Raw genomic sequence first — 22,741 nt, forward strand, 5'->3', positions numbered from 1 at the left:
GGGCCCCCGCCCGCCCGGGGCACCCCCGGCGGGGGCCCCTCCAGGAACGGGGTAACCCACGGAGGCCCGCGCCGCCCCCCGGCGTCAGCCGGGTGGCGGCTCGGAAACACGCCAACGGTCGTCAGACCGTCCGCAGGGCCAGCACCACGTTGTGCCCGCCGAAGCCGAACGAGTTGTTGATCGCCGCGATGGTGCCGCCCGGCAGCTGGCGCGGCTCGTCCCGCACGACGTCCGCGTCCACCTCGGGGTCGAGCTCATCGACGTTGATCGTCGGCGGCGCGACCCGGTGGTGCAGCGCCAGCACCGTGGCCACCGTCTCGATGCCGCCGGCACCGCCGAGCAGGTGGCCGGTCATCGACTTGGTGGCCGAGATCGCCACGTGGTCCAGGTCGTCGGCCAGCACCCGCCGCAGCGACTTGATCTCGGCCACGTCACCCAGCGGCGTCGAGGTCGCGTGCGCGTTGAGGTGGACGACCTGCTCCGGCTTGAGGTCCGTGTTCTCCAGCAGGTTGGTCATCGCCGCCGCGATGCCGCGGCCGGTCGGCTCCGGCTGGGCGATGTGGTGGGAGTCCGCCGACAGGCCCTGACCGAGCAGCTCGCAGTAGACCCGGGCGCCGCGCCGCGCCGCGTGCTCGGCCGACTCCAGGACCACCACGCCCGAGCCCTCGCCCAGCACGAAGCCGTCGCGGCCCGTGTCGTAGGGCCGGGACACCAGCTCCGGTGCCCCCTCCTTCTTGGACAGCGCCATCATGTTGGCGAACGCCGCGATCGGCAGCGGGTGGATGGCGGCCTCGGTGCCACCCGCCACCACCACGTCGGCGCGGCCGGTGCGGATCATCTCCGCCGCGTAGCCGACGGCCTCCGCGCCCGAGGCGCACGCGCTGACGGGGGTGTGCACGCCCGCCTGCGCGCCGACCTCAAGGCCGACGTTGGCCGCCGGGCTGTTGGGCATGAGCATGGGCACGGTGTGCGGGGACACCCGCCGCGAGCCCTTCTCACGCAACACGTCGTACTGTTCGAGCAGGGTGGTGACGCCACCGATACCGGAAGCGATGACCGCCCCGAGCCGGGTCGGCTCCACCCCCCCGTCCTCGCCGGCCTTGGCGGTGAAGCCGGCGTCGGCCCACGCCTCGCGGGCCGCGATCAGCGCGAACTGCGCCGAGCGGTCCAGGCGGCGGGCCAGCGGCTTGGGCAGTATGTCGAGCGGGTCGACGGCCGCCGTGGCGGCGATCTTCACCGGCAGGTCGGCCGCCCAGTCGGCGGTCAGGGCGCGTACGCCGGACCGGCCGGCCAGCAGGCCCTCCCAGGTCGTCGCGCTGTCGCCACCCAGCGGGGTGGTCGCGCCGACGCCGGTCACGACCACCGATCGATTGCTCGCGTTCACGGGATTTCTACTCCGCTTGTCGGGGGGAATGGTCTGGTTCCGCCACCCCGAGGGTGGCGACAGGCGCAGGTACGGTCAGGTCAGCTCTGGTGGTCGAAGATGTAGGTGACGGCGTCGCCGACCGTCTTCAGGCCCTTGACGTCGTCGTCCGGGATCTTGACGCTGAAGCGCTCCTCAGCGGCGACGACCACCTCGACCATGGACAGCGAGTCGACGTCGAGGTCGTCGGTGAACGACTTGTCCTCCGTCACCTCCTCGGTGGGGATGCCGGCGATCTCGTTGACGATCTCGGCGAGACCCTCGATGATCTCTTCCTTGGTGGCAGCCATTGCGGCGCTCCTTCAGTGTGTTGCGGTGGGGTACCGCTGGGTGGTGATCCGGGGGGATCCGTTCGGACCTTGCTTAGGGGAGGGTAACGACCGTCGCGGCGTAGACCAGACCCGCCCCGAAGCCGATGACGAGGGCGGTGTCCCCGCTCTTCGCCTGTCCCGTCGCCAGCATCCGCTCCATGGCGAGCGGGATGGAGGCGGCGGACGTGTTGCCGGTGGTCTCGATGTCACGCGCGACCGCGACATGCTCCGGCAGCTTGAGGGTCTTCACCATCGAGTCGATGATCCGCATGTTGGCCTGGTGCGGAATGAAGACGTCCAGGTCTTCGGCGGTGATGCCGGCGGCGTCCAGCGCCTGCTGGGCGACCTTGGCCATCTCGAAGACCGCCCAGCGGAAGACCGTCTGGCCCTCCTGGCGCAGCGCGGGGAACTTCACCTTCCCCGCGGCGTCCACCGGCAGCCCTTCGAGGTCGCCGGTCCGGAAGCGGTCCCACGGCACGGTCTGCGCGATGACGTCCGCCTTGTCGCCCTCCGAGCCCCAGACCGTGGGGCCCATCGCCGGCTCCTGGGACGGGCCCAGCACCACGGCGCCCGCGCCGTCGCCGAAGAGGAACGCGGTGGAGCGGTCCTCCTTGTCGGTGAGGTCGGACAGCCGCTCCACGCCGATCACCAGCACGTGGTCCGCGCTGCCGTCGACGATCAGGCCCTTGCCGACGGTCAGGCCGTAGCCGAAGCCGGCGCAGGCCGCCGAGATGTCGAAGGCGGCCGGCTTGCCGGCCCCGAGCCGGTGGGCGATCACGGTGGCCACCGAGGGCGTCTGCAGGAAGTGCGAGACGGTGGAGACCACGACCGCGTCGATCTGCTCGGCGGTGATGCCGGCGTCGGCGACGGCCTTGCCCGAGGCGGCGAGCGCCATCTCGGCGACCGTCTCGTCCTCGTCCGCCCAGTGCCGGGTCACGATCCCGGAGCGCGAGCGGATCCACTCGTCGGAGGAATCTATGTACTTCAGGATCTCCTCGTTGGGGACGACCCTCGTCGGCCGGTAGCCGCCCACGCCCATGACACGGGCGTAGGGCGCACCCTTCCCGACCCTCAGTGTGGCCATTCCACTGCTCCTATTCGGCGGCTTCTGCGGCAGGTGCGGATGCCGTGCGGTGGGCGGCGATCAGCTCGCGGGCCGCGTCGAGATCGTTCGGGCTCTTGATGGCCACGCGCTCCACCCCGGGGAGGTTGCGCTTGGCCAGACCAGCGAGCGTACCGCCCGGGCACAGCTCGATCAGGGCGGTGACGCCCAGCCGCTGGAACGTCTCCACGCACAGGTCCCAGCGGACCGGGTTGGACACCTGGGTCACCAGGCGACGCACGATCTCCTGGCCGTCGGCGACGACCTCGCCGTCGGCGTTGGATACGAAACGGATGCCCGGATCCCTGGGGTTCAGTCCCTTGGCCGCCGTGCGCATGGCGTCGACCGCGGGCGCCATGTGCTCGGTGTGGAAGGCGCCGGCCACCTTGAGCGCGACGACGCGTGCCCTGGCCGGCTTGTCGGCGGCGAGCGCCGCCAGCTGTTCGAGGGTGCCGGCCGCGACCACCTGGCCGCCGCCGTTGTTGTTGGCCGCGGTGAGGCCGAGGCGGGCGAGGTGGTCCGCGACCTCCTCCGGGTCGCCACCGAGCACCGCGGACATGCCGGTCTCGGTGACGGCCGCGGCCTCGGCCATCGCCGTCGCGCGCTGCCGCACCAGCGCGATGGTCTCTTCCTCGGTGAGGACCCCCGCGATCGCGGCGGCCGGCAGCTCGCCGACGCTGTGCCCGGCGACGGCGCCCACCGAGGCCGCCGGGCCCGCCGGGTCGCCGTCGAAGAGCGCGGCCGCCGACAGCAGCGCGCCGGTCACCAACAGGGGCTGGGCCACGGCCGTGTCGCGGATCTCCTCCGCGTCGGCCACGGTGCCGTGGTGGACGAGGTCGAGCCCCGCGGTCTCCGACCAGGAGCCAAGGCGGTCGGACACACCCGGGAGTTCGAGCCACGGATTCAGGAAGCCGGGCGTCTGGGCACCCTGGCCGGGAGCGACGAGTACAAGCACCCTCTCACTCTCTCCCGGGCACCGGGTCGACCGCCGGTGGGGGCAAGAACGAAGAACAGTCGAGGGATTTGTAGCTCCCGTACAAAGCCAGGTGGGTGAAGGTCAGGCGCGTGAGTCGGCGTCGGCGAGCCGCCCGAGCATCAGCGCGACGCGCAGGGTGAAGGCCGAGCGGACATCGGAAGGGGGCCATCCGGTGACATCAGTCACACGTCTCAGGCGGTACCGGACGGTGTTGGGATGCACAAAAAGCATCCGCGCCGCGCCCTCGAGACTGCTGGCCTGCTCCAGATAGACACTGAGCGTCTCCAGCAGCGCGGAGCCGGCCTCCTGCAGCGGTCTGTAGATCTCCTCCACCAACAGCCGGCGGGCCGCCGGGTCGCCCGCCATGGCGCGCTCCGGCAGCAGATCGTCCGCGAGGACCGGGCGCGGCGCGTCAGGCCAGGCCGCGCAGGCCCGCAGGCCGGCGGCCGCCGCCTGCGCGGAGCGGGTCGCCGCCAGCAGGTCGCCCACCACGGGCCCGGCCACCACGGGGCCCGAGGCGAACGGGCCGATCAGCGACTTGGCGGCGGCGACCGGGTCGTCGCTGCCGCCCGCGATCACCACCAGACGCTTGCCGAGCACCCCGGTCAGCACCTGGAGCTTGGCGTACCGCGCGGCCCGCCTGATCGCCTCCACGGTCAGCTCGCTGTCGCCGTTGGGCGCGCTGCCGAGCACGACCGTCACGTGGTCGGGCGAGCTCCACCCCAGGGCCGCCGCCCTGGACACGTCGCTCTCGTCCGCCTCGCCCGACACCACCGCGTTCACCACCAGCGACTCCAGGCGCGCGTCCCAGGCGCCGCGCGCCTCGGCGGCCTGCGCGTACACCTGGGCGGTGGCGAAGGCGATCTCCCGCGAGTACACCAGCAGCGCGTTGGTCAGCGTCGACTCCCCGCCGGGCGGCGCCAACTCGTCGACGGCGGACTCCACCACCTCGATGGTGGTGCGCACCAGCTCCACGGTCTGGCGCAGCGTGATCGCCCTGGTCAGCTCGCGCGGCGCGGTGCCGAAGACGTCGGTGCTGATCGCCTGTGGAGTGTCCGGGTGCCGGAACCACTCGATGAACGCAGCGATGCCGGCCTGGGCGACCAGGCCGATCCAGGAGCGGTTCTCCGGCGGCATCGCGCGGTACCACGACAACTGCTCGTCCATCCGCGCGATCGCGGCGGCGGCCAGCTTTCCCGAGGACTGCTCGAGGCGGCGCACGGTGGCGAGGTGCGCCTTCTTCTCATCGGCCTTCTCAGCTTCGGCCATCTCATCGGCATCGGACACGGGACCAGCCTGCCTCATTTCCCACCCACTCATACCAGGCGGGGGTCACCACCGCGCGACGGGTTCACGGACGGATACCGTAGGCGCATGCTTCGGGTGACGCGGGCCGCCGACCGCTATCGGGGCGGTGATCCGGCCGCCGGGATCGACACCAGGCACGCCTTCTCCTTCGCCGGCTTCTACGACCCGGATAACGTCCGCTTCGGGCCGCTGACCGCCTGCAACGAGGAGCGGCTCGCGCCCGGCGCCGGCTTCCCCGCCCACCCGCACCGGGACGTCGAGATCGTCAGCTGGGTGCTGACGGGCGAGCTCACGCACGAGGACGAGGACGGCACGACCACCGTGGTGCGCCCCGGCGACCTGCAGCGTCTGACGGCCGGCACCGGCGTGCGGCACGTGGAACGCAACGCAGGACCCGAACCGCTGCGCTTCCTCCAGATGTGGCTGATCCCCACCGAGCCCGGTGGCGAGCCGGCCTACGACGTGGTGCGCGGCCTCGGGGACGGCGTCCCCTACGCGCTGCCCCGCACGCCGGCCGTGCTGCGGGTGCGGCGGCTGCGCGACGGCGAGCGGGCGGTGGTCGCGGGCGGCCGCCCCGGCTACCTCCATGTGGCGAGCGGCGCCGTCGAGTTGACCGGTGTCGGGCCCGCGGTGGCGCTGACGGCCGGGGACGCGGCCCGGCTGTCCGGGGCGGGGGAGCCGGCGGCGCGGGCCGCCGGCGATGCCGAGTTGCTGGTCTGGGATCTTTCCGGCTGAGAATCGGCCGAAATCCGCCCGAGGTCGGGGGAACCGACGCTCGGCCGCTCACTGTCAGTGTGGTGACGCACACTGATGACGGGGCATCACCCCCGTACCAGAACCCACCCCGGGGAGATCGACGTGAGCGACGAAGACCGCGACGAAGCGACCCCGGCGGCCACCCCGCCCAGGGCGGCGTCACCGCCGACGTTCGACGCGCCGCCTCCCGTGCCGCCGCCGCCCGGGCGCCCGCCGACGGTCGGGATGCCGAGGGACGGGCGGGTCGCGTTCACCGCCGCGCTGCTCAACCTCGGCGGCCTCGGCCTCGGCTACCTCTACCTGCGGCGGTGGCTCCGCGCCCTGCCGAGCCTGACGGCCACCGCCGCGTTGCTGTGGGCCGCGCTGCCGGCCACGGCGGAGGGCGTCCCCGGGGCGTGGCCCGCGCTCTTCGCGGGTCTCGCGCTGTTGACGGCGGTCGACGGTTGGCGTCTTGGCCGGCCCCCCACGCTGGGTGGCCCGCGCCTCGCCTGGGTGCCGGCGTCGGCGGGGGTGCTGTTGCTCGCGCTGCCGGTCGCCGGCGCGGTGTCCTTCGCGGACGCCCAGCGGCGGGCCCTGGAGAGCGACCTCGGCGAGCGGCTGGCCGCCGCCGACCGGCTGGTGGCGGAGGCGGTGGTCGCGGCCGACTTCGCGGACGCGGAGCCCGGCTACCGCTCGGCCCTCGACGAGTACCTGGCGGTGCGCGCCGCCCACCCGGACACGGACGCGGCCGGCGAGGTGCCGGGCCGGCTCGACTCCCTCTACGAGCGGGCCACCGCGGAGGGCTCCGGCGGCGACTGGTGCGCCGCCCTCGACCCGCTGTGGTTCTTCCGGGCGCTGCCCGGGGAGTTGGACGAGGCCGAGGCGCGGCGGCTGGCCGGCCGGGCCGGGGAGGACCTGCCTGAGCCGCTGCACGGCTGCGGCCTGGGGCTCGCCGAGGAGGCCGGCGCGCGCTCCGCGGCGGAGCCGCTCGCCGAACTGCTCGCGGAGTACCCGGACTCCGAGTACGCGGGTGCGCTGCCCGGCGAGCTCGGCGAGCTGCAGGCCGCCGCCACCGACGCCGTCGGCGGGGCCGAGCCGTGCCAGGCGCTGACCCGGCTGCGGTCGCTCAACGGCCTGTTCGGCCGGCTCCCAGGACCCGAGTTCAGCACGCTCGCCGAGGAGGGCGCGGCGACCGTGCCGGAGGGCCTCTACCGGTGCGGCACGGACCACTTCACCGCCGGGCGGTTCGGCGAGGCGGACGGCGTGCTCGGCGAGTTGGTCGAGGACCACCCGGACCACCGGCGCGCGGAGCGGGCCGGCGACATCCTGATCGCCGCCCGGATAGCGGCCCACCTCCCCGAGGCCGGCGCCGAGCTGCCGCCCGAGCCGGGCACCGCGGGCGGGGGCTCGGTGACGCTGGAGCTCCGCAACGACTCGCCCTACGCCCTGGAGTTCCTGTTCACCGGCCCACTGACGGGATCCCGCACCCTGGACGGCTGCGACGGCTGCGAGGTCTACCCGGACGACCCGGGCGACGCGGCCTGCTCCGCCGACCTGGACTACCCGACCGTCACGGTCGAACTCCCCGCCGGCGACTACTACTTCCTGCACAGCTCGCCCGACGAGCCGACCCGCGAGCTGGCCGAGAGCGACCAGCTCGACCCCGACTACGTCTACACCTACTGCTCCTACATCACGGAGGACGACCTGGGCGGTCCCTGGCTCGACGACCCGGGCACCGACGCCTGATCCCCGTGTGCCGGGCCCTTGCCGGAGAGACGGTCGGCCGGGCGGTAAGGCCGTGGTGGACCAAGCCCTTCGGCGACCGGAGTCGCCAGGTCGTCGCCCCGGACACCGGGGGCCACGCGAGTGTCATGAGGTGATCGCGACGGGCTCGTCGGCGGGGACGGTGTGGCGGCGGCGGGTCGGGAGCATCGAGGTCGGGTGGGACATGCTCCAGGCCGCGCTCCTGCAGATGAACTCCTTGATGCGGGCGGCCATCTTGCCGGTGACCGCGGACGGTTTGGGCTCATCGTCCGGGGTCACCCACTGCACGACGGCGTCGCGGCGGCCGAGGCTGATGCACTGCGCGGTGTAGCCGATCTTGTTCTGGGGGAGCTGGCGCCCGGTCAGCCGGGCGGCGATCGCGTCGGCCGCCTGGTACGCGCTGGGGACGCCCGAGGCGCAGGACATCCGCAGCGGCGAGCCGTTCGCGCCCGGGGCGAGCGCGGCGTCACCGACGGCGTAGACGTCGGGGTGCGAGACCGACCGCATCGTGTCGTCGACGACGATCTGTCCCCGTGCGGAAACCCGCAGGGTCGTGGCCGCGGCGATGGGGTGGACGGCGAAGCCGGCCGTCCAGACGGTCACCTGGGCCGGGATCGTGCTGCCGTCGGTGGTGAGCGCGCCGGTCGGGTCGACGCGCGCGATGTCGGTGTGCTCGTGCAGCGTGATGCCGAGCCGGTCGAAGGCCGCGCGCAGGTGGCCCTTGGCCTTCTCGCTCAGCCAGTCGCCGAGGCCGCCGTGGGTGGCGAGGGAGACCCGCAGGTCCGGCCGGGCTTCGGCGATCTCGGTGCTGGCCTCGATGCCGGTGAGGCCGCCACCGACGACGAGCACGGTCGCGCCCGCGGCGAGGTCGGCCAGCCGTGCGCGCAGCCGCAGTGCGGACTGCTTGTCGGCGACGAAGTGGGCGTGCTCGGCCACACCGGGGACGCCGTGGTCAGCGGCGGTGCTGCCGAGGGCATAGACGAGCGTGTCGTAGGCGATCTGGGCGGGGCCGTCGGCGTCGACGACCGCGACGGTCCTGTGTTCGGCGTCGACGGCGGTGACCCGTGCCTGCCGCACCCGCACGCCCGTGCCCGCGAAGACGTCGGTCAGTGCGCGGGGCTTCAGGTCCTGGCCGGTCGCGAGCTGGTGCATGCGGACCCGCTCGACGAACTCGGCGTCGGCGTTGACGAGAGTGATCTCGGTGTCGGCGGGGTGCAGTCGCTTGGCCAGGCGTGCGGCGGCGTTGGCTCCGGCGTATCCGGCCCCGAGTACGACGATCTGGTGCTTCATGGTTTCTCTCACTCCTGTCCGGCTGGTGTTGCTCCCTGAACCGGACAGCGGCGCGAAACCTGACAGCAGAAACCTGTGATCCAGGTCACCAGTTGTCGGCGAGCGGTTCTCCGTGCTCGACCGTCGCCCACTGGCGCGTCGCGCGGTCGAGCTTGGCGGGGTTCGCCTGGGTGTGGAAGGCCGCGATGCCGTCGGTGGCCACGTCCAGCGAGACGACGGTGGCGACCCGGTCGCCGACCACCAGCACCAGCGCCGGCATGCCGTTGGCGACCGAGGCGAACAGGACCGGCTGGCCGCCGATCATCGCCCACTTGGCCTCGCTTGGCTCGACCAGACCACGCAGGAACCTCGCCACCCGCAGCGCACCGGCGATCGGCGACGGCAGCGAGAAGACCACGCCGCCACCGTCACCGATATGGACCGCGTCGTCGGTCAGCATCCGCACCAGCGCGTCCGTCCGGCCACTGAGTGCCGCGGCGAGGAACTCCTCGACGATCTTGCGTGCCGCGGCCGCGTCGACCTCCACCCGACGCCGGTCGGTGGCCAGGTGCTGCTTGGCCCGCCGGTAGATCTGCTGGCAGTTCGACTCGGTGAGGTCGAGCACCTCGGCGATCTCGCCGTGCGAGTAACCGAACGCCTCACGCAGCACGTACACGACACGTTCCTTGGCCGAGAGCCGCTCCATCAACGTGAGCATCGCGATCGAGACCGACTCACGCTGCTCGACCGTGTCGGACGGGCCAAGCATCCGGTCCCCGGCGAACACCGGCTCGGGCAGCCACTGGCCGACATAGGTCTCCCGCCTGGCCCGCGCCGAGGTGAGCCGGTTGAGGCAGATGTTGGTAAGCACCTTCGTCAACCACGCCTCAGGCGTCTCGATCAGCTCCCGGTCAGCGGCCTGCCAACGCAGGAACGTGTCCTGCACGACGTCCTCGGCATCGTTCGCCGACCCCAACAGCCGGTACGCGATCGCCTCCAACCGCGCCCTGGCGCCCTCGAACACCTCGACGTCACGTGCACCGATCAGCATGGTGGGAAAGTCAATCAGCCCCATACGGCGATCACGTCGGTGGGCTGCCAGTGCCCGCCGGAGACCAAGCGCCGTCGGGTACGCCCGTCAGTGGTGACATGGAACGTCTCGGGAAGATCATCCGTAGGCGGTCACCGGCCGCGACTTGCTGGCGGATGGCCGCGATCCTCTACGCGGCGACCGGCTTCCGCCCCTTCCGACAGCCCTGGTGAACGCCCCGTGGCCGCCCGTTGTCGGACCGGGCGGCTACGGTGGCGCTCCATGACCGACGACGACGCCCTGACCGGCACCCGCACCACCTACGACACCGTGGCCGCCGCCTACGACGCGTTCGTGCCGCCGATCGCCGACGACCCGATCGACTGCGCCCTCCTCGGGGACTTCGCCTCCCGCGTCGGGGCCTCCGGCGGCGGCCCGGTCGTCGAGGTGGGCTGCGGAACGGGCCGGGTGACCGGACATCTGGCCGGCCTGGGGCTCGAGGTGTCCGGCATCGACCCGTCACCCGGGATGCTGGCCATGGCCCGCCGCGACCACCCGGAGATCAGCTTCACGGAGGGGGCGATGCCGGACCTCGACCTGCCGGACGGCTCGCTCGCCGGGCTGCTCGCCTGGTACTCGATCATCCACCTGCCCCCCGGGCGGCTGCCGGCGGCGTTCGCCGACCTCCACCGGGTGCTGCGGCCCGGTGGCTGGCTCCAGCTGGCCTTCCACGTCGGGGACCGGCGGCACCACAGGACGGAGGGCTACGGCCACCAGGGGATCGCGCTCGACATCTACTGGCTGCCGGTCGAGCGGGTCGCCGCGCTGCTGGCCGAGGCCGGGTTCGTCGTGGAGACCCACGTGGTGCGCGACCTGTCGGCCCGGGTGCCGCAGGCCCGCCTGCTGGCCCGCGCCGACTAGCAGCTCAGCGGCTCGGCCGCTCGGCCGCTCAGCCGTTCGGCGTGAGCTCGGCGAGCACCGCGTCCGTGAAGGGGGGCCAGACCTCGGCGGCCCAGGGGCCGAACTGGCGGTCGGTGAGGGCCACGCAGGCCGCCGAGGCGGCCGGGTCGACCCACAGGAAGGTGCCGGACTGGCCGAAGTGGCCGAAAGTGGCCGGCGAGGAGGTGGCGCCCGTCCAGTGCGGGGACTTGTGGTCGCGGATCGAGAAGCCGAGCCCCCAGTCGTTGGGGCGTTGGTGGCCGAAGCCGGGCAGGACGCCGGCGAGCCCTGGGAAGACCACGGAGGTGGCCTCGGCCAGGGTCTCGGGGGCCAGCAGCCGCGGGGCGAGCAGCTCGGCGGCGAAGCGTATGAGGTCGTCGACCGTGGAGGTGGCGCTCCAGGCGGGGGAGCCGGTCAGCTCGGTGGCGGCCATGCCGAGCGGCTCGAACACCGCCTGGCGCAGGTACTCGGCGAACGGCATGTCGGTGGCCTTGGCGACGTGGTCGCCGAGCACCTCGAAGCCGGCGTTGGAGTAGAGCCGGCGGGTGCCGGGCTCGGCCATCACCCGGTGCTCGTCGAACGCGAGCCCGGAGGCGTGCGCCAGCAGGTGGCGGACCGTGGACCCGGGCGGGCCCGCCGGCTCGTCGAGATCGATGGCGCCCTCCTCGACCGCGATCAGCACCGCGTAGGCTGCCAGCGGCTTGGTGACGGAGGCGAGCGGGAACGGGCGGTCCACCGGGCCGCGCGCCGCGCGCCGGCCGTCCGCGGTGACCACGCCGGCCGCCGCCGTCCCCACCGGCCAACCGTCGATCAACTCCAGGCTTCGCATGCTGCCGAGACTATCGCCCACGCCGTGGACGCCGGTTCCGGCAGGGGGCGTTGGACGCGCTGTAGGCGAACGGCCCCACAGTGTGAAGAGTGGAGCGAGGTTTTCCGGTTTTCTCGGTCGAGGCTTGCTTGGAGCGCACTCCAAGAACATAGCGTTTCGGTATGACCCTGACCCAGCGACTGACATCACCAGGTCCTGGCGACGAGCGCGTCGACGACGCCGTCCGCGATGACACCTGTGTCTCCGTGGAGCGCCCGCATCCGCGGCCGGACGGGCAGGACCGCTACACCATCAGCGAGGTGGCAGCCCACACCGGGCTCACCGCGCACACCCTGCGCTGGTACGAGCGCATCGGCCTGATGCCACACATCGACCGCTCGCACACCGGCCAACGGCGCTACACCAACCGCGACCTGGACTGGCTCGCCTTCGTCGGCAAGCTCAGGCTCACCGGGATGGCGGTGGCGGACATGGTGCGCTACGCCGAGCTCGTCCGGGCGGGCGAGCACACCTTCGACGAACGGCGCGCGCTGCTGTGTGCCACGCGGGAGAGCGTGCAGGCGCGGATCGCCGAGTTGCGGGACACTCTCGCCGTGCTCAACTTCAAGATTGACTTCTACGCGGAGGCCACCGCGGTATCGGAAAGGGCGCTACACCCCGCATGAGTGACACCACCAGCATCGAATCCGTGCGCCTGGGCGAAGGCGGTCCCGAGGTCGGCGTCCAGGGCCTGGGCTGCATGGGCATGAGCTTCGCCTACGGGCCGACGGACGAGGGCGAGGCGCGCGCCACGCTCGACCGCGCGCTCGAACTCGGCGTCACCTTCTACGACACGGCCGACTTCTACGGCGCCGGCGAGAACGAGCGGTTCCTCTCGCCGTTCTTCCGCGCGCACCGTGACGAGGTCACCATCGCCACCAAGTTCGCGCTCCAGCTGGACCCCGCCGACCCCACCAGGCGGCTCATCCGCAACGACCCCCCGTACATCCGGGAGGCCGTCGAGGCCAGCCTGCGGCGGCTCGACGTCGACGTCATCGACGTCTACTACATGCACCGCAAGGCCCCCGACGTGCCCATCGAGGAGACCGTGGGCGCCATGGCCGAGCTCGTCGCCGAGGGCAAGGTGCGCTGGCTCGGCCTCAGCGAGGTCACCGGCGCCGAGCTGCGGGCCGCGCACGCCGTCCACCCCATCGCGGCGGTGCAGTCCGAGTGGTCGCTGTTCTCCCGCGACGTGGAGCGCTCCGCGGTCCCGGCGGCGCGCGACCTCGGCGTGGCCTTCGTCCCCTACTCGCCGCTCGGCCGCGGCTTCCTGACCGGCTCCTTCACCGACGCCACCAAGGACCTCGGCTCCGATGACTTCCGGCGGCAGCAGCCCCGGTTCGTCGGCGAGAACGCGGTCGCCAACCGCGCGCTCGTGGAGGAGGTGCGGTCCGTCGCGGCCGCGCACGACGCGACGCCTGGCCAGATCGCCCTGGCCTGGGTGCAGCAGCGGGCGGAGGTCTGGGGGCTGCCGGTCGTCCCCATCCCCGGCACCCGGCGGCGGACCCGGGTGGAGGAGAACACGGCGGCGACCAGGATCACCCTGACGGCGGAGGAGACGGCCTCGCTCGACGCCCTCGCCGACAAGGTGGCGGGCGACCGCTACGCCGACATGACCTTCAGCTCCGCCTCCCGCGACTGAGCGACGTCCGAGCGACACCGGGCACCACGCCCACGGCCCCCCGGCACCCGCCGGGGGGCCGTGCGCATGGGCGCGGAACGGATCACAGCTCGGCCAGGAGCTCCGTCTTCTTCGAGGCGAACTCCTTGTCCGTCAGCAGGCCGGCCGAGTGCAGCTCGCCGAGGTGGCGGATGCGGTCCGCGATGTCCTTGGGGTCGGCCCGGTGGTTGCGGTGGGCCGGAACGGAACCCGCCGGCTCGGCCGCCCGGACCGCCTCGAGGACGGCCGCGGCCAGCGGCAGCGACTCATGGACCAGGCCGTAGCCGAGGCCGAAGACCACGGCCGCCGGATCCTGGTCGGCCGGCCCCTCCCCGTCCACCGGCTTGCCGTCCTTGCCGCGCCGCCGCAGCCGCAGGTGGCCGCCGGCTATCTCGGGCGAGCGCCACTCCACCTCGGCCAGCTCCGCCACCTGGAACGACTGGTCACCGGCCTTCCACTTGGCGGACGACGCGCCCGTCCAGAACCAGCGGAACGAGACGACGGAGCCGTCGAACGACACCTTCCCGTCGTACGCCTTGAACTGCAGGGGCGCCGCCGGGGCCGGCACCAGGTACTCGTCGGCCGCCTCGTCGGCGCGCGGGCCGAGCGCCGAGCGCAGCTCGGTGGCGTAGTAGTCGGCGAGGGTCTCGCGCTCCACCGGCAGCAGCAGCCGGTACGGGTCGGCGGACGCGCGTAGCTGTCCCGCGGCGGCGTCGAGCAGCGGATCGGCCCCGAGCCGCGGGACCGCGTGGAGCACCACCGTGCCCTTGCGCGGTCCGGGCATGAGGTCCACCGAGCTCAACGCCTCGTAGGGGATACGGCGCTCGCCGAGCACCTGGAAGAGCTTCGGTGTGCGCATTCCCCGTTCGAAGCGGATGAGCACGGAGTCGGTGTCGAACTCCCAAGTGGAGTGGATTCCGGCCAGCACATCACCCATGCGGGTCATCGTATGCGCCGGGACTGACGAAATGACTTCCCTCGGATGGGTGTGTTCCTGTCACAATCCGTCGGTCATGTGGCGTGAGCGGCACAGGGGTCGATCGGGGCGCATGACCGCACCCCGGGGGCGCACGTCACGTCGTCCACGGCGCCGGCCCCGACCCGCGCCAGGTTGGTGAGGCTCGCCTCGCCGGGGGAGAAGTAACCGCTGTGCCCCTCGGCGTCACCGGCGTCCAGCAGCCGCGCCCCGAAGGCGGGGGTGACCGGGTCCCGGCCGAAGCCGATCGGGCCGATCTCCATGTGCGGCACGTCCTCGATCCAGTCGTCGTCCGCCCTTATCGCCCAGACCCGGGCCGAGGTGTCCAGGTCACCGACGCCCGAGGCACGCATGCCAGGGCTGCCGGCCACGGCGATGTCGGTCACCCGCTCCGTCAGCTCGGAGGCCGCCACCCCGCACACCACCGAGCCGTAGGAGTGGCAGAACAGCGCCACCGGCGCCTCGCCCGGCAGAGCGCCGACCGCCTCGACCAGCCGGTCGGCGCCGGCCGTGGCGAGCTCGGCGGTGGCCGCCGACATGGCGATGGTGGGTGGCGAGTCGTAGTCAGCCCAGGCGATCACGGCCGTGGACTCGCCGCCGACCGCGCGCTCCTCCTCGTACAACGCCTCGGCCATGCCGACCGGGGCGGAGTACCTGCGGGCGGTGCGCTCGAAGTTCAGCAGCCCGGAGTCGACGCCGGGCACCACGACGGAGATCCGGTCCGCCGTCTCCAGGTCCCCCATCACCTCGGCGGCCCGACCGCGGCCCGTCGGGTCGAAGGAGAGGATCTGCCGGCCCTCGGCCAGCATCGACTCGAACCGGTGCATCCGACGCCCGGCCTCCTGCTGCCCGGCGGGGGAGAGCCGCTCGTCGGTCATCCTGGCCCGCTCGGCCGCCACGGCCTCGGCGAGCGCGTGCCGGTTGGCCTCGTAGCGCAGCTGGACGGGGGCGCCCGACAGGTTGCCGACGACGAGTGGATACCGCTCCGCGAGGCGCCGCTGCTGGGCGGTGGTGAGCCCGGCGAAGAAGTCGGCCACCCGGGCCGGCGAAGTGTCCGGCTCCGGCAGCGGCTCACCGGCGGCATGACCGCGCTCCCAGGCGCTCAACTCCTGCTCGTAGGCATCGGGCGGCGGCTCGGCACGGCTGGAGAGCCAACCGGCGGTCACCAGCACAACGAACACCACCGCCAGCGGTAGCAGGACGCGCCGTGCGGTGGTCGGCAGAAGACCGGACTTAGGGCGTGGAACGGGACGAAATTTCAGCACTGCCACGCCATCATACGGGGCGCGCACGACCACTCCGTGGCCCCCCTGCGGTTTCGCTGGGCGCTGTGCGGGTGCGGTGGCCGCTAGGCCCGGGTCACCGGCGCGCTCCGCGCGCCTGGTGCCCGGGCCTGGCGGCCGTGCGGGGCCGCGCCCACCCACCCGCCCTTGGCAGGTGGCCTCGCGCGGCGGAGGGGCCGGGTGGCCCGGCGGCGCAGCCGCCGCAGGCCCCGGCCCGCCGGGCCGTGCACCGCGCGCAGCGCGGAAAAAGGGGCGGGTGGGTGGGGAAAACCCCCGCGCGAAGCGCCGGGGGCGCCCGGCGGCGCAGCCGCCGCGGACTCGGCCGTCAGGCCGTGCACCGCGCGGAGCGCGTAGACGGGTGGGTGGGGGAAAAGCCTCGGCGCGGAGCGCCTGGCGTCCCTGCGGGAGCGGAAGGGCGGGTGGGTGGGGAAGCCCACACCACCCGCCCAGGCCGGAGCGGCCAGCGTTACGCGTCGCCCCCGGCCGAGCCGGGGTCCGCCGCCGAGACGTCGAGCAGCTGGTAGCGGTCGATCGCCTGCTTCAGGCTGCCGCGGTCGACCTTGCCCTCCTTGGCCAGCTCGGTCAGCACCGCCAGCACGATCGACTGCGTGTCGACGTGGAAGAAGCGCCGCGCCGCGCCACGCGTGTCGGCGAAGCCGAAGCCGTCGCCGCCGAGGGACTGGTACGTGCCGGGTACCCAGCGCGCGATCTGGTCGGGAACCGACCGCATCCAGTCGGAGACGGCCACGAACGGACCCTCCGCGCCCGAGAGCTTGCGCGTCACATACGGCACGCGCTGCTCCTCCTCCGGGTGCAGCAGGTTGTGCTCCTCGGCCTCCACCGCGTCGCGCCGCAGCTCGTTCCACGAGGTGGCCGACCACACGTCCGCCTTGACGCCCCACTCGTCGGCGAGGATCCGCTGGGCCTCCAGGGCCCACGGGACGGCCACGCCGGACGCCATGATCTGCGCCGGGACGGTGCCCGCCTCGCCGCGCTTCAGCAGGTGGATGCCGCGGAGGATGCCCTCCACGTCCACGTCCTCCGGCTCGGCCGGCTGCTGGATCGGCTCGTTGTAGACGGTGAGGTAGTAGAAGACGTCCTCCGCGCCCTCGCCGTACATCCGGCGCAGGCCGTCCTTGACGATGTGCGCGATCTCATAGCCGTAGGCCGGGTCGTAGGCGACGCAGCCCGGGTTGGTTGAGGCCAGCAGCTGGCTGTGGCCGTCCGCGTGCTGGGTGCCCTCGCCGGTGAGCGTGGTACGCCCGGCGGTCGCGCCCAGCACGAAACCGCGCGACATCTGGTCGGCCATCTGCCAGAACTGGTCGCCGGTCCGCTGGAAGCCGAACATCGAGTAGAAGACGTAGACCGGGATCAGCGGCTCGCCGTGCGTGGCGTACGCCGAGCCCGCCGCGATCAGCGAGGCCGTACAGCCCGCCTCGGTGATGCCGTCGTGCAGCATCTGACCGGTCGGCGACTCCTTGTAGGACAGGAGCAGGTCGCGGTCGACCGACTCGTAGGTCTGGCCGAGCGGGTTGTAGATCTTGGCGGACGGGAACATCGCGTCCATGCCGAAGGTGCGGTACTCGTCCGGCGCGATCAGCACGAACCGCTTGCCGATCTCCTTGTCCCGCATCAGGTCCTTCAGCAGCCGCACGAACGCCATGGTGGTGGCGACCTGCTGCTGCCCGGAGCCCTTCCTGACCGCCGCGTACGTCTTGTCGTCCGGCTGCGCCAGCGGCTTGGCCCGCACGACGCGGGTCGGCACGTAGCCGCCGAGCTCGCGCCGGCGGTCGTGCATGTACTGGATCTCCTCGGAGTCCCGGCCCGGGTGGTAGTACGGCGGAAGGCCGGACTCCAGCTCGCTGTCCGGGATGGGCAGGTGCAGCCGGTCCCTGAAGTGCTTCAGGTCGCTGACCGTGAGCTTCTTCATCTGGTGCGTGGCGTTGCGGCCCTCGAAGCTCGGGCCGAGCATCCAGCCCTTGATCGTCTGGGCCAGGATCACCGTGGGCTGGCCCTGGTGCTCCTTGGCCGCCTTGAACGCCGCGTAGACCTTGCGGTGGTCGTGGCCGCCGCGACCCAGGTGCAGGATCTGGTCGTCGGTCATGTTCTCGACCATGGCGCGCAGCCGGTGGTCGCCGCCGAAGAAGTTCTCCCGGATGTAGCCGCCGGTCTCGGTGGCGTACGTCTGGAACTGGCCGTCCGGGGTGGTGTTGAGCTTGTTGACCAGGACGCCGTCCCGGTCCTGCGCGAGCAGCGGGTCCCAGGAGCGGTCCCAGACCAGCTTGATCACGTTCCACCCGGCGCCGCGGAAGACGGACTCGAGCTCCTGGATGATCTTGCCGTTGCCGCGGACCGGGCCGTCGAGGCGCTGGAGGTTGCAGTTGACCACGAAGGTCAGGTTGTCCAGGCCCTCGCGCGCCGCGATGGACAGCTGGCCGAGCGACTCGGGCTCGTCCATCTCGCCGTCACCGAGGAAGGCCCACACGTGCGATTTCGACGTGTCGGCGATCCCGCGCGCATGCATGTAGCGGTTCATCCGCGCCTGGTAGATCGCGGAGATCGGGCCCAGACCCATGGAGACCGTGGGGAACTCCCAGAAGTCCGGCATCATCCGCGGGTGCGGGTAGCTGGACAGGCCGTAGGGCGCCTTGGACTTCTCCTGGCGGAACGCGTCCAGGTGGCGCTCGGAGAGCCGGTCGAGCAGGAAGGCGCGGGCGTAGATGCCGGGCGAGGCGTGACCCTGGAAGTACACCTGGTCACCACCGTCGCCGCCGTCCTTGCCGCGGAAGAAGTGGTTGAAGCCCACGTCGTACAGGGAGGCCGAGGAGCCGAAGGTGGCGATGTGGCCGCCCACCCCGATGCCCGGCCGCTGAGCGCGGGAGACCATCACGGCCGCGTTCCAGCGGGTCGCGTTCAGGATCTTGCGCTCGATCTCCTCGTTACCGGGGAAGAACGGCTCGTCCTTGGTCGCGATGGTGTTGACATAGTCCGTGCTGCGCATCTCGGGCACGGCCACCCGCTTCTCACGGGCGCGCTCGATCAGGCGGAGCATGAGATAGCGGGCCCGTTCCCGGCCTCGCTCGTCGACGGCGGCGTCGAGCGAGTCGAGCCACTCCTGAGTCTCCTCAGGATCGAAATCCGGGACCTGGCTGGGAAGGCCGCCAATGATGATCGGGTTGCGATCTGATCCGGAAGCCACGCTGTTCCTTCACTGTGAGTTGTCTGCTCTGCTGTGTCGCGCCGCCTCCATCGTGTACCGCTGACGGCGAAACGTCATCTCTACTAGGCGGTAATCATCGTCGGCGATCTTCTTCCGATCCCTACAAAAGCGGCTCGACGACTGTGGTCGCCGACCCGCCACCCTACGCCCCCGCCCGATCCGGGCCGCGAACACCCGTTCGCGGAGCTATGGCGCAGATCACGCCACGTTCCGTGGCGGGTGACCGGCCGGGCCGCCCCGCGCGCCCCCGGGGCGGGGTCGGGCGAAGCGCCCAAGTCGTCAACGTTTGGACAGGCGCGGACGCCGGGTACTTGCGCGATCCGCCCCGCACGTGTGGACTACGGCCCAAGCCGCGCACACGCGCGCGCCTACCCGTACTTTTCCGACACAGGACAGGAGCAATCCGTGAGCGCGACCGCGGACCACGCGGAGGAGCGGACCAACCCCGCCGCGAGGCTGGGTTTCCAGGCCGGACAGGTGGTCCAGGAGCTCGGCTATGACGACGACACCGATCAGGAGCTCCGCGAGGGAATCGAGGCCATCACGGGCGAGGAACTCGTCGACGAGGACTTCGACGACGTGGCCGACGCGGTGGTGCTGTGGTTCCGGGACGAGGACGGCGATCTCACCGACGCGCTGGTGGACGCCACCACGATGATCGACCCGGGGGCCCCGGTCTGGCTGCTGACGCCCAAGACCGGCCGGCCGGGCCACGTCGAGCCGAGCGACATCGGCGACGCGGCCCAGACCGCCGGGCTCGCCCAGACGAGCACCTTCAGCGCCGGCCGTGACTGGTCGGCCAGCCGGCTCGTGACCCCCAAGGCGGCCGGCAAGAAGTAGCTCAGGACCGGCGCGGGCGCGTCCGCTCCCCGGGGGTCGGAATGCCCGCGGGGGGCCTCGTCGTAGGCTGGGCGGCGTCACTTTACCCTCGCCAGAGGAACGGATTACGCGCCCATGGCCATCGAGCCCGCCCAGCCAGCTCCCGACTTCCGGTTGAAGAACCAGCACGGCCAGACGATCTCGCTCTCCGATTTCCGGGGCGAGAAGAACGTCGTGCTGCTCTTCTACCCGTTCGCGTTCACCGGCGTCTGCACCGGCGAGCTGTGCGCCCTGCGCGACGAGTTGCCCACCTTCGTCAACGACGACGTGCAGCTGCTCGCCGTCTCCAACGACTCCCCCTTCTCGCTGCGGGTTTTCGCCGAGCAGGAGGGCCTCGAGTACCCGCTGCTGTCGGACTTCTGGCCGCACGGGGAGGTTTCCCGGGCCTACGGCGTTTTCGATGAGGAGAAGGGCTGCGCGGTGCGCGGCACCTTCGTCATCGACAAGGAGGGCGTCGTCCGCTGGACCGTGGTGAACGGTCTGCCGGACGCCCGCGATCTGAACGATTACGTCACGGCCCTCAAGGGGCTGTGAGCCCACCGCCGGTCCTGGGTAGCGACCGGCTGGAACGCGTGTGCGGCGTGGGGCCCTGGGGCCTCACGTGGAAGGAGTGAAGAACGAGTGGCCAACGGGGGAGTCGACTCGGTCAGCGCGTTTCCCGTGCCCGTCCATCACCAGGGGGCCGGTCGGCGTCGCGCCGCGCCGGTCTCCGACGTCTGTGTTCGCACCACCAAACAGGCCGACGGAGGGGCACAGAACCGCCACGACCCGACGGGTCGGCGCGGGATCGCCCTGGACTACGGGGTCAATGTCTGACATGTTCGCCTGCATATCCGCGGCCCCGCGCGGGAGACTGGACTTCTTGTGCTACTGAAAACCTTTGGCTGGTCGTTCGGCGTCACCATCGCCGGTCTGCTCTTGGCCCTCTACTTCTGGGGCTGGGAGGGCTTCGCCGTGGTGGCGATCCTCTCCATCCTCGAGATCTCGCTCTCCTTCGACAACGCCGTCGTCAACGCCGGCGTGCTGAAGCGGATGAACGCCTTCTGGCAGAAGATCTTCCTGACCATCGGCATCCTCATCGCCGTCTTCGGCATGCGGCTCCTCTTCCCGGTCGTCATCGTCTCGATCACCGCCGGTGTCGGTCCCATAGAGGCCGTCGAACTCGCCCTCGACGACCCCGACCGGTACTCCGAGATGGTCACCGACGCCCACCCGTCGATCGCGGCCTTCGGCGGCATGTTCCTGTTGATGATCTTCCTCAACTTCATCTTCGAGGAGCGGGACGTCGTCTGGATCAAGTGGCTCGAGCGCCCGCTCGCCAAGCTGGGCAGGATCGACGCCTTCTCCGTCGGCGTCGCCATCGCCGCGCTGCTGCTCACCGCCACCACCGTCGCCCACCAGGCGTACCAGCACGGCGGCGCGCACGTCGACAAGACCGAGACGGTGCTGCTCTCCGGCCTCGCCGGCCTGCTGACCTACCTCATCGTCGGCGGCCTCTCCGGCTACTTCGAGAACCGCCTGGAGGAGGACGAGGAGAAGGCCGACGAGGCCCTGGAGAAGGCCGAGGAGGAGGCCAAGCGCGCCGGCAAGGACCCGTCGGCCGTCGGCCTCGCCGGCCGGGCCGCGTTCTTCCTCTTCCTCTACCTCGAGGTGCTCGACGCGTCCTTCTCCTTCGACGGCGTCATCGGCGCCTTCGCCATCACCAACCACATCTTCTGGATGGCGCTCGGCCTCGGTATCGGCGCGATGTACGTCCGGTCGCTCACCATCTACCTGGTCCGCCAGGGCACCCTGGACGACTACCGCTACCTGGAGCACGGCGCGCACTACGCCATCGGCGCGCTGGCCGTGATGCTGCTGATCAGCATCCGCTGGCACCTGCCCGAGGTCGTCACCGGCCTGGTCGGCGTCGGCCTGATCGCGGCGGCCTTCTGGTCCTCGGTCCGCGCCAACCGGCTGGACGCGGCGAGCGGCGACTCCGGCAACGGCTCCGAACAGAAACCGGTCAGCACCGGGGTGTGAGCCGCCGACTGACGCGGAAACCATAAAGCGGGGCGGGATGGTCACGGCCCGGCGAACGCCGGCCCGACCGCCCGCCCCGTGGCGTACGGACATCTTCCCGAGGGGGCAGCCATGGCGTCGCTGTGGTCGTATCTGCGTCTGGGCGGCGCGGCCGAGCAGAAGTTCGACACGGTGGGCGGAATGTCGAGCTACGCCACCGAGCTGACCAGACGCCGGCCCACGGCCCCGCTGACCGCGCCCGGCGCGGACACCGGCACCCTGCGGATCGACCTCTCCTGGCGCATGCGCAGCAGCACCGACCTGAACGGTGGCGGCCGGCGCTTCGAGTGGCGGCACCCGCTGGAGATCTTCAAGCCGGCCGAGATACTCGGCCACTCGCAGGGCGTGGCCACCATCGACTTCGACCTGGCCGTCATGTACGAGCTCAAGGACGGCAGCAAGGGCGTCGTCCAGTCGGTGGGCGGCCTGCTCGGCGACTTCAACGACCCGCCGTACGTCAAGCTCAGCGGCGACGACCGCTTCGGCACGGCCTCCGGCGAGCAGATCTACGTCAACCTCGACCACAAGGACGAGTTCAAGCGGCTGCTGGTCTTCGTCTACATCTACGACGGCTCGGAGGCGTTCGCGCGCGCCGACGTGGTGGTGACGCTGGTCGCGGCCGACGGCAAGAACATCGAGGTCGGCCTGACGGACGCGGTCCCGCAGGCGAAGGCGTGCGCGGTGGCGCTGATCGAACACCACAAGGGCCAGCTGGTGGCGCGGCGGGAGGTCAAGTACGTGCTTGGCTTCCAGTCGGAGATCGACCGGCTGTACGGCTGGGGCATGTCCTGGGGGCGCGGCACGAAGCCGTCCCGTACGTGACCGCTGGCGCTTGGCCTTGGCCACCGGCCGCAGGGCCCCGCACCGCGGCGCGGCCCCCCCCCGCCCCGCCCCCCGCACATAAAAACAAAAAACAGCCCCCCACACCAAAAAA

At 71.9% G+C, this 22,741-nt stretch carries 20 protein-coding genes; 9 read left to right on the forward strand and 11 right to left on the reverse strand.

Going from position 1 to position 22,741, the window contains the following annotated elements:
• Nucleotides 1–121 precede the first annotated feature (121 nt).
• The 5 genes from ACFWI8_RS33675 to ACFWI8_RS33695 form a co-directional block, all read right to left on the reverse strand.
• Nucleotides 122–1,384, reverse strand: coding sequence for a beta-ketoacyl-[acyl-carrier-protein] synthase family protein (locus ACFWI8_RS33675; RefSeq protein ID WP_387099323.1), 1,263 nt, complete (start codon nucleotides 1,382–1,384; stop codon nucleotides 122–124).
• A gap of 80 nt (nucleotides 1,385–1,464) precedes the next feature.
• Nucleotides 1,465–1,713 carry an acyl carrier protein gene (locus tag ACFWI8_RS33680; protein ID WP_387099325.1) on the reverse strand — a complete coding sequence of 83 codons (249 nt, stop codon included), beginning with the start codon at nucleotides 1,711–1,713 and terminating at the stop codon, nucleotides 1,465–1,467.
• Nucleotides 1,714–1,786: 73 nt separating this feature from the next.
• Complete coding sequence (locus tag ACFWI8_RS33685; protein ID WP_387099327.1) at nucleotides 1,787–2,818, reverse strand: ketoacyl-ACP synthase III; 1,032 nt, start codon at nucleotides 2,816–2,818, stop codon at nucleotides 1,787–1,789.
• Between the two features lie 10 nt (nucleotides 2,819–2,828).
• A complete protein-coding gene (locus tag ACFWI8_RS33690; RefSeq protein WP_387099329.1) occupies nucleotides 2,829–3,791 on the reverse strand; it encodes an ACP S-malonyltransferase in 963 nt (320 codons plus the stop codon).
• 102 nt (nucleotides 3,792–3,893) lie between these two features.
• A complete protein-coding gene (locus ACFWI8_RS33695) occupies nucleotides 3,894–5,081 on the reverse strand; it encodes a PucR family transcriptional regulator (RefSeq protein ID WP_387099359.1) in 1,188 nt (395 codons plus the stop codon).
• A gap of 105 nt (nucleotides 5,082–5,186) precedes the next feature.
• Between ACFWI8_RS33695 and ACFWI8_RS33700 the strand changes: the two genes are divergently transcribed.
• Nucleotides 5,187–5,855: a pirin family protein gene (locus ACFWI8_RS33700; protein ID WP_387099331.1), complete on the forward strand. Its 669-nt coding sequence runs from the start codon at nucleotides 5,187–5,189 to the stop codon at nucleotides 5,853–5,855.
• Between the two features lie 123 nt (nucleotides 5,856–5,978).
• On the forward strand, nucleotides 5,979–7,604 hold the full coding sequence (locus ACFWI8_RS33705) for a hypothetical protein (protein WP_387099333.1): 1,626 nt from the start codon (nucleotides 5,979–5,981) through the stop codon (nucleotides 7,602–7,604).
• 123 nt (nucleotides 7,605–7,727) lie between these two features.
• Here the strand turns inward: ACFWI8_RS33705 and ACFWI8_RS33710 are convergent, their stop codons facing one another.
• Both ACFWI8_RS33710 and sigJ read right to left on the reverse strand, forming a co-directional pair.
• Nucleotides 7,728–8,912 (reverse strand): NAD(P)/FAD-dependent oxidoreductase, encoded by a 1,185-nt coding sequence (locus ACFWI8_RS33710; protein WP_387099335.1) that lies wholly within the window; start codon nucleotides 8,910–8,912, stop codon nucleotides 7,728–7,730.
• An 85-nt stretch (nucleotides 8,913–8,997) separates the two neighbouring features.
• A complete protein-coding gene (sigJ, locus tag ACFWI8_RS33715; protein ID WP_387099337.1) occupies nucleotides 8,998–9,942 on the reverse strand; it encodes an RNA polymerase sigma factor SigJ in 945 nt (314 codons plus the stop codon).
• A gap of 261 nt (nucleotides 9,943–10,203) precedes the next feature.
• Between sigJ and ACFWI8_RS33720 the strand changes: the two genes are divergently transcribed.
• Nucleotides 10,204–10,842 carry a class I SAM-dependent DNA methyltransferase gene (locus tag ACFWI8_RS33720; RefSeq protein WP_387099339.1) on the forward strand — a complete coding sequence of 213 codons (639 nt, stop codon included), beginning with the start codon at nucleotides 10,204–10,206 and terminating at the stop codon, nucleotides 10,840–10,842.
• Between the two features lie 28 nt (nucleotides 10,843–10,870).
• Here ACFWI8_RS33720 and ACFWI8_RS33725 read toward each other — a convergent pair whose 3' ends face one another.
• Nucleotides 10,871–11,689, reverse strand: a complete 819-nt coding sequence (locus tag ACFWI8_RS33725; protein WP_387099341.1) for a serine hydrolase domain-containing protein — start codon at nucleotides 11,687–11,689, stop codon at nucleotides 10,871–10,873.
• 161 nt (nucleotides 11,690–11,850) lie between these two features.
• Between ACFWI8_RS33725 and ACFWI8_RS33730 the strand changes: the two genes are divergently transcribed.
• Both ACFWI8_RS33730 and ACFWI8_RS33735 read left to right on the forward strand, forming a co-directional pair.
• Complete coding sequence (locus ACFWI8_RS33730; RefSeq protein WP_387099343.1) at nucleotides 11,851–12,354, forward strand: MerR family transcriptional regulator; 504 nt, start codon at nucleotides 11,851–11,853, stop codon at nucleotides 12,352–12,354.
• Nucleotides 12,351–13,370: an aldo/keto reductase gene (locus ACFWI8_RS33735; protein ID WP_387099345.1), complete on the forward strand. Its 1,020-nt coding sequence runs from the start codon at nucleotides 12,351–12,353 to the stop codon at nucleotides 13,368–13,370. Before ACFWI8_RS33730 ends, ACFWI8_RS33735 begins: the two co-directional genes overlap by 4 nt.
• 82 nt (nucleotides 13,371–13,452) lie before the next feature.
• On the opposite strand, the gene ACFWI8_RS33740 is transcribed toward ACFWI8_RS33735, so the two are convergent.
• From ACFWI8_RS33740 to aceE, 3 genes are all read right to left on the reverse strand, one after another.
• Nucleotides 13,453–14,325 (reverse strand): DUF4429 domain-containing protein, encoded by an 873-nt coding sequence (locus tag ACFWI8_RS33740; RefSeq protein WP_387099347.1) that lies wholly within the window; start codon nucleotides 14,323–14,325, stop codon nucleotides 13,453–13,455.
• 74 nt (nucleotides 14,326–14,399) lie between these two features.
• Nucleotides 14,400–15,545 carry an alpha/beta hydrolase gene (locus ACFWI8_RS33745; RefSeq protein ID WP_387099349.1) on the reverse strand — a complete coding sequence of 382 codons (1,146 nt, stop codon included), beginning with the start codon at nucleotides 15,543–15,545 and terminating at the stop codon, nucleotides 14,400–14,402.
• Between the two features lie 568 nt (nucleotides 15,546–16,113).
• Complete coding sequence (gene aceE / locus ACFWI8_RS33750; RefSeq protein ID WP_387099351.1) at nucleotides 16,114–18,846, reverse strand: pyruvate dehydrogenase (acetyl-transferring), homodimeric type; 2,733 nt, start codon at nucleotides 18,844–18,846, stop codon at nucleotides 16,114–16,116.
• 426 nt (nucleotides 18,847–19,272) lie between these two features.
• On the opposite strand from aceE, the gene ACFWI8_RS33755 reads away from it, so the two are divergent.
• The 4 genes from ACFWI8_RS33755 to ACFWI8_RS33770 all read left to right on the forward strand — a co-directional run bounded on the left by ACFWI8_RS33755 (nucleotide 19,273) and on the right by ACFWI8_RS33770 (nucleotide 22,629).
• Nucleotides 19,273–19,707: a DUF3052 domain-containing protein gene (locus tag ACFWI8_RS33755; RefSeq protein WP_387099353.1), complete on the forward strand. Its 435-nt coding sequence runs from the start codon at nucleotides 19,273–19,275 to the stop codon at nucleotides 19,705–19,707.
• 114 nt (nucleotides 19,708–19,821) lie between these two features.
• A complete protein-coding gene (locus tag ACFWI8_RS33760) occupies nucleotides 19,822–20,280 on the forward strand; it encodes a peroxiredoxin (RefSeq protein ID WP_311604942.1) in 459 nt (152 codons plus the stop codon).
• 330 nt (nucleotides 20,281–20,610) lie between these two features.
• On the forward strand, nucleotides 20,611–21,768 hold the full coding sequence (locus ACFWI8_RS33765) for a DUF475 domain-containing protein (protein WP_387099355.1): 1,158 nt from the start codon (nucleotides 20,611–20,613) through the stop codon (nucleotides 21,766–21,768).
• A gap of 111 nt (nucleotides 21,769–21,879) precedes the next feature.
• Nucleotides 21,880–22,629 (forward strand): Tellurium resistance, encoded by a 750-nt coding sequence (locus tag ACFWI8_RS33770; protein WP_387099357.1) that lies wholly within the window; start codon nucleotides 21,880–21,882, stop codon nucleotides 22,627–22,629.
• Nucleotides 22,630–22,741: the final 112 nt, after the last annotated feature.

Origin of the sequence: Streptomyces sp. NPDC127098, from assembly GCF_042722465.1 — a bacterium.
GTDB classification, from domain to species: domain Bacteria; phylum Actinomycetota; class Actinomycetes; order Streptomycetales; family Streptomycetaceae; genus Streptomyces; species Streptomyces millisiae.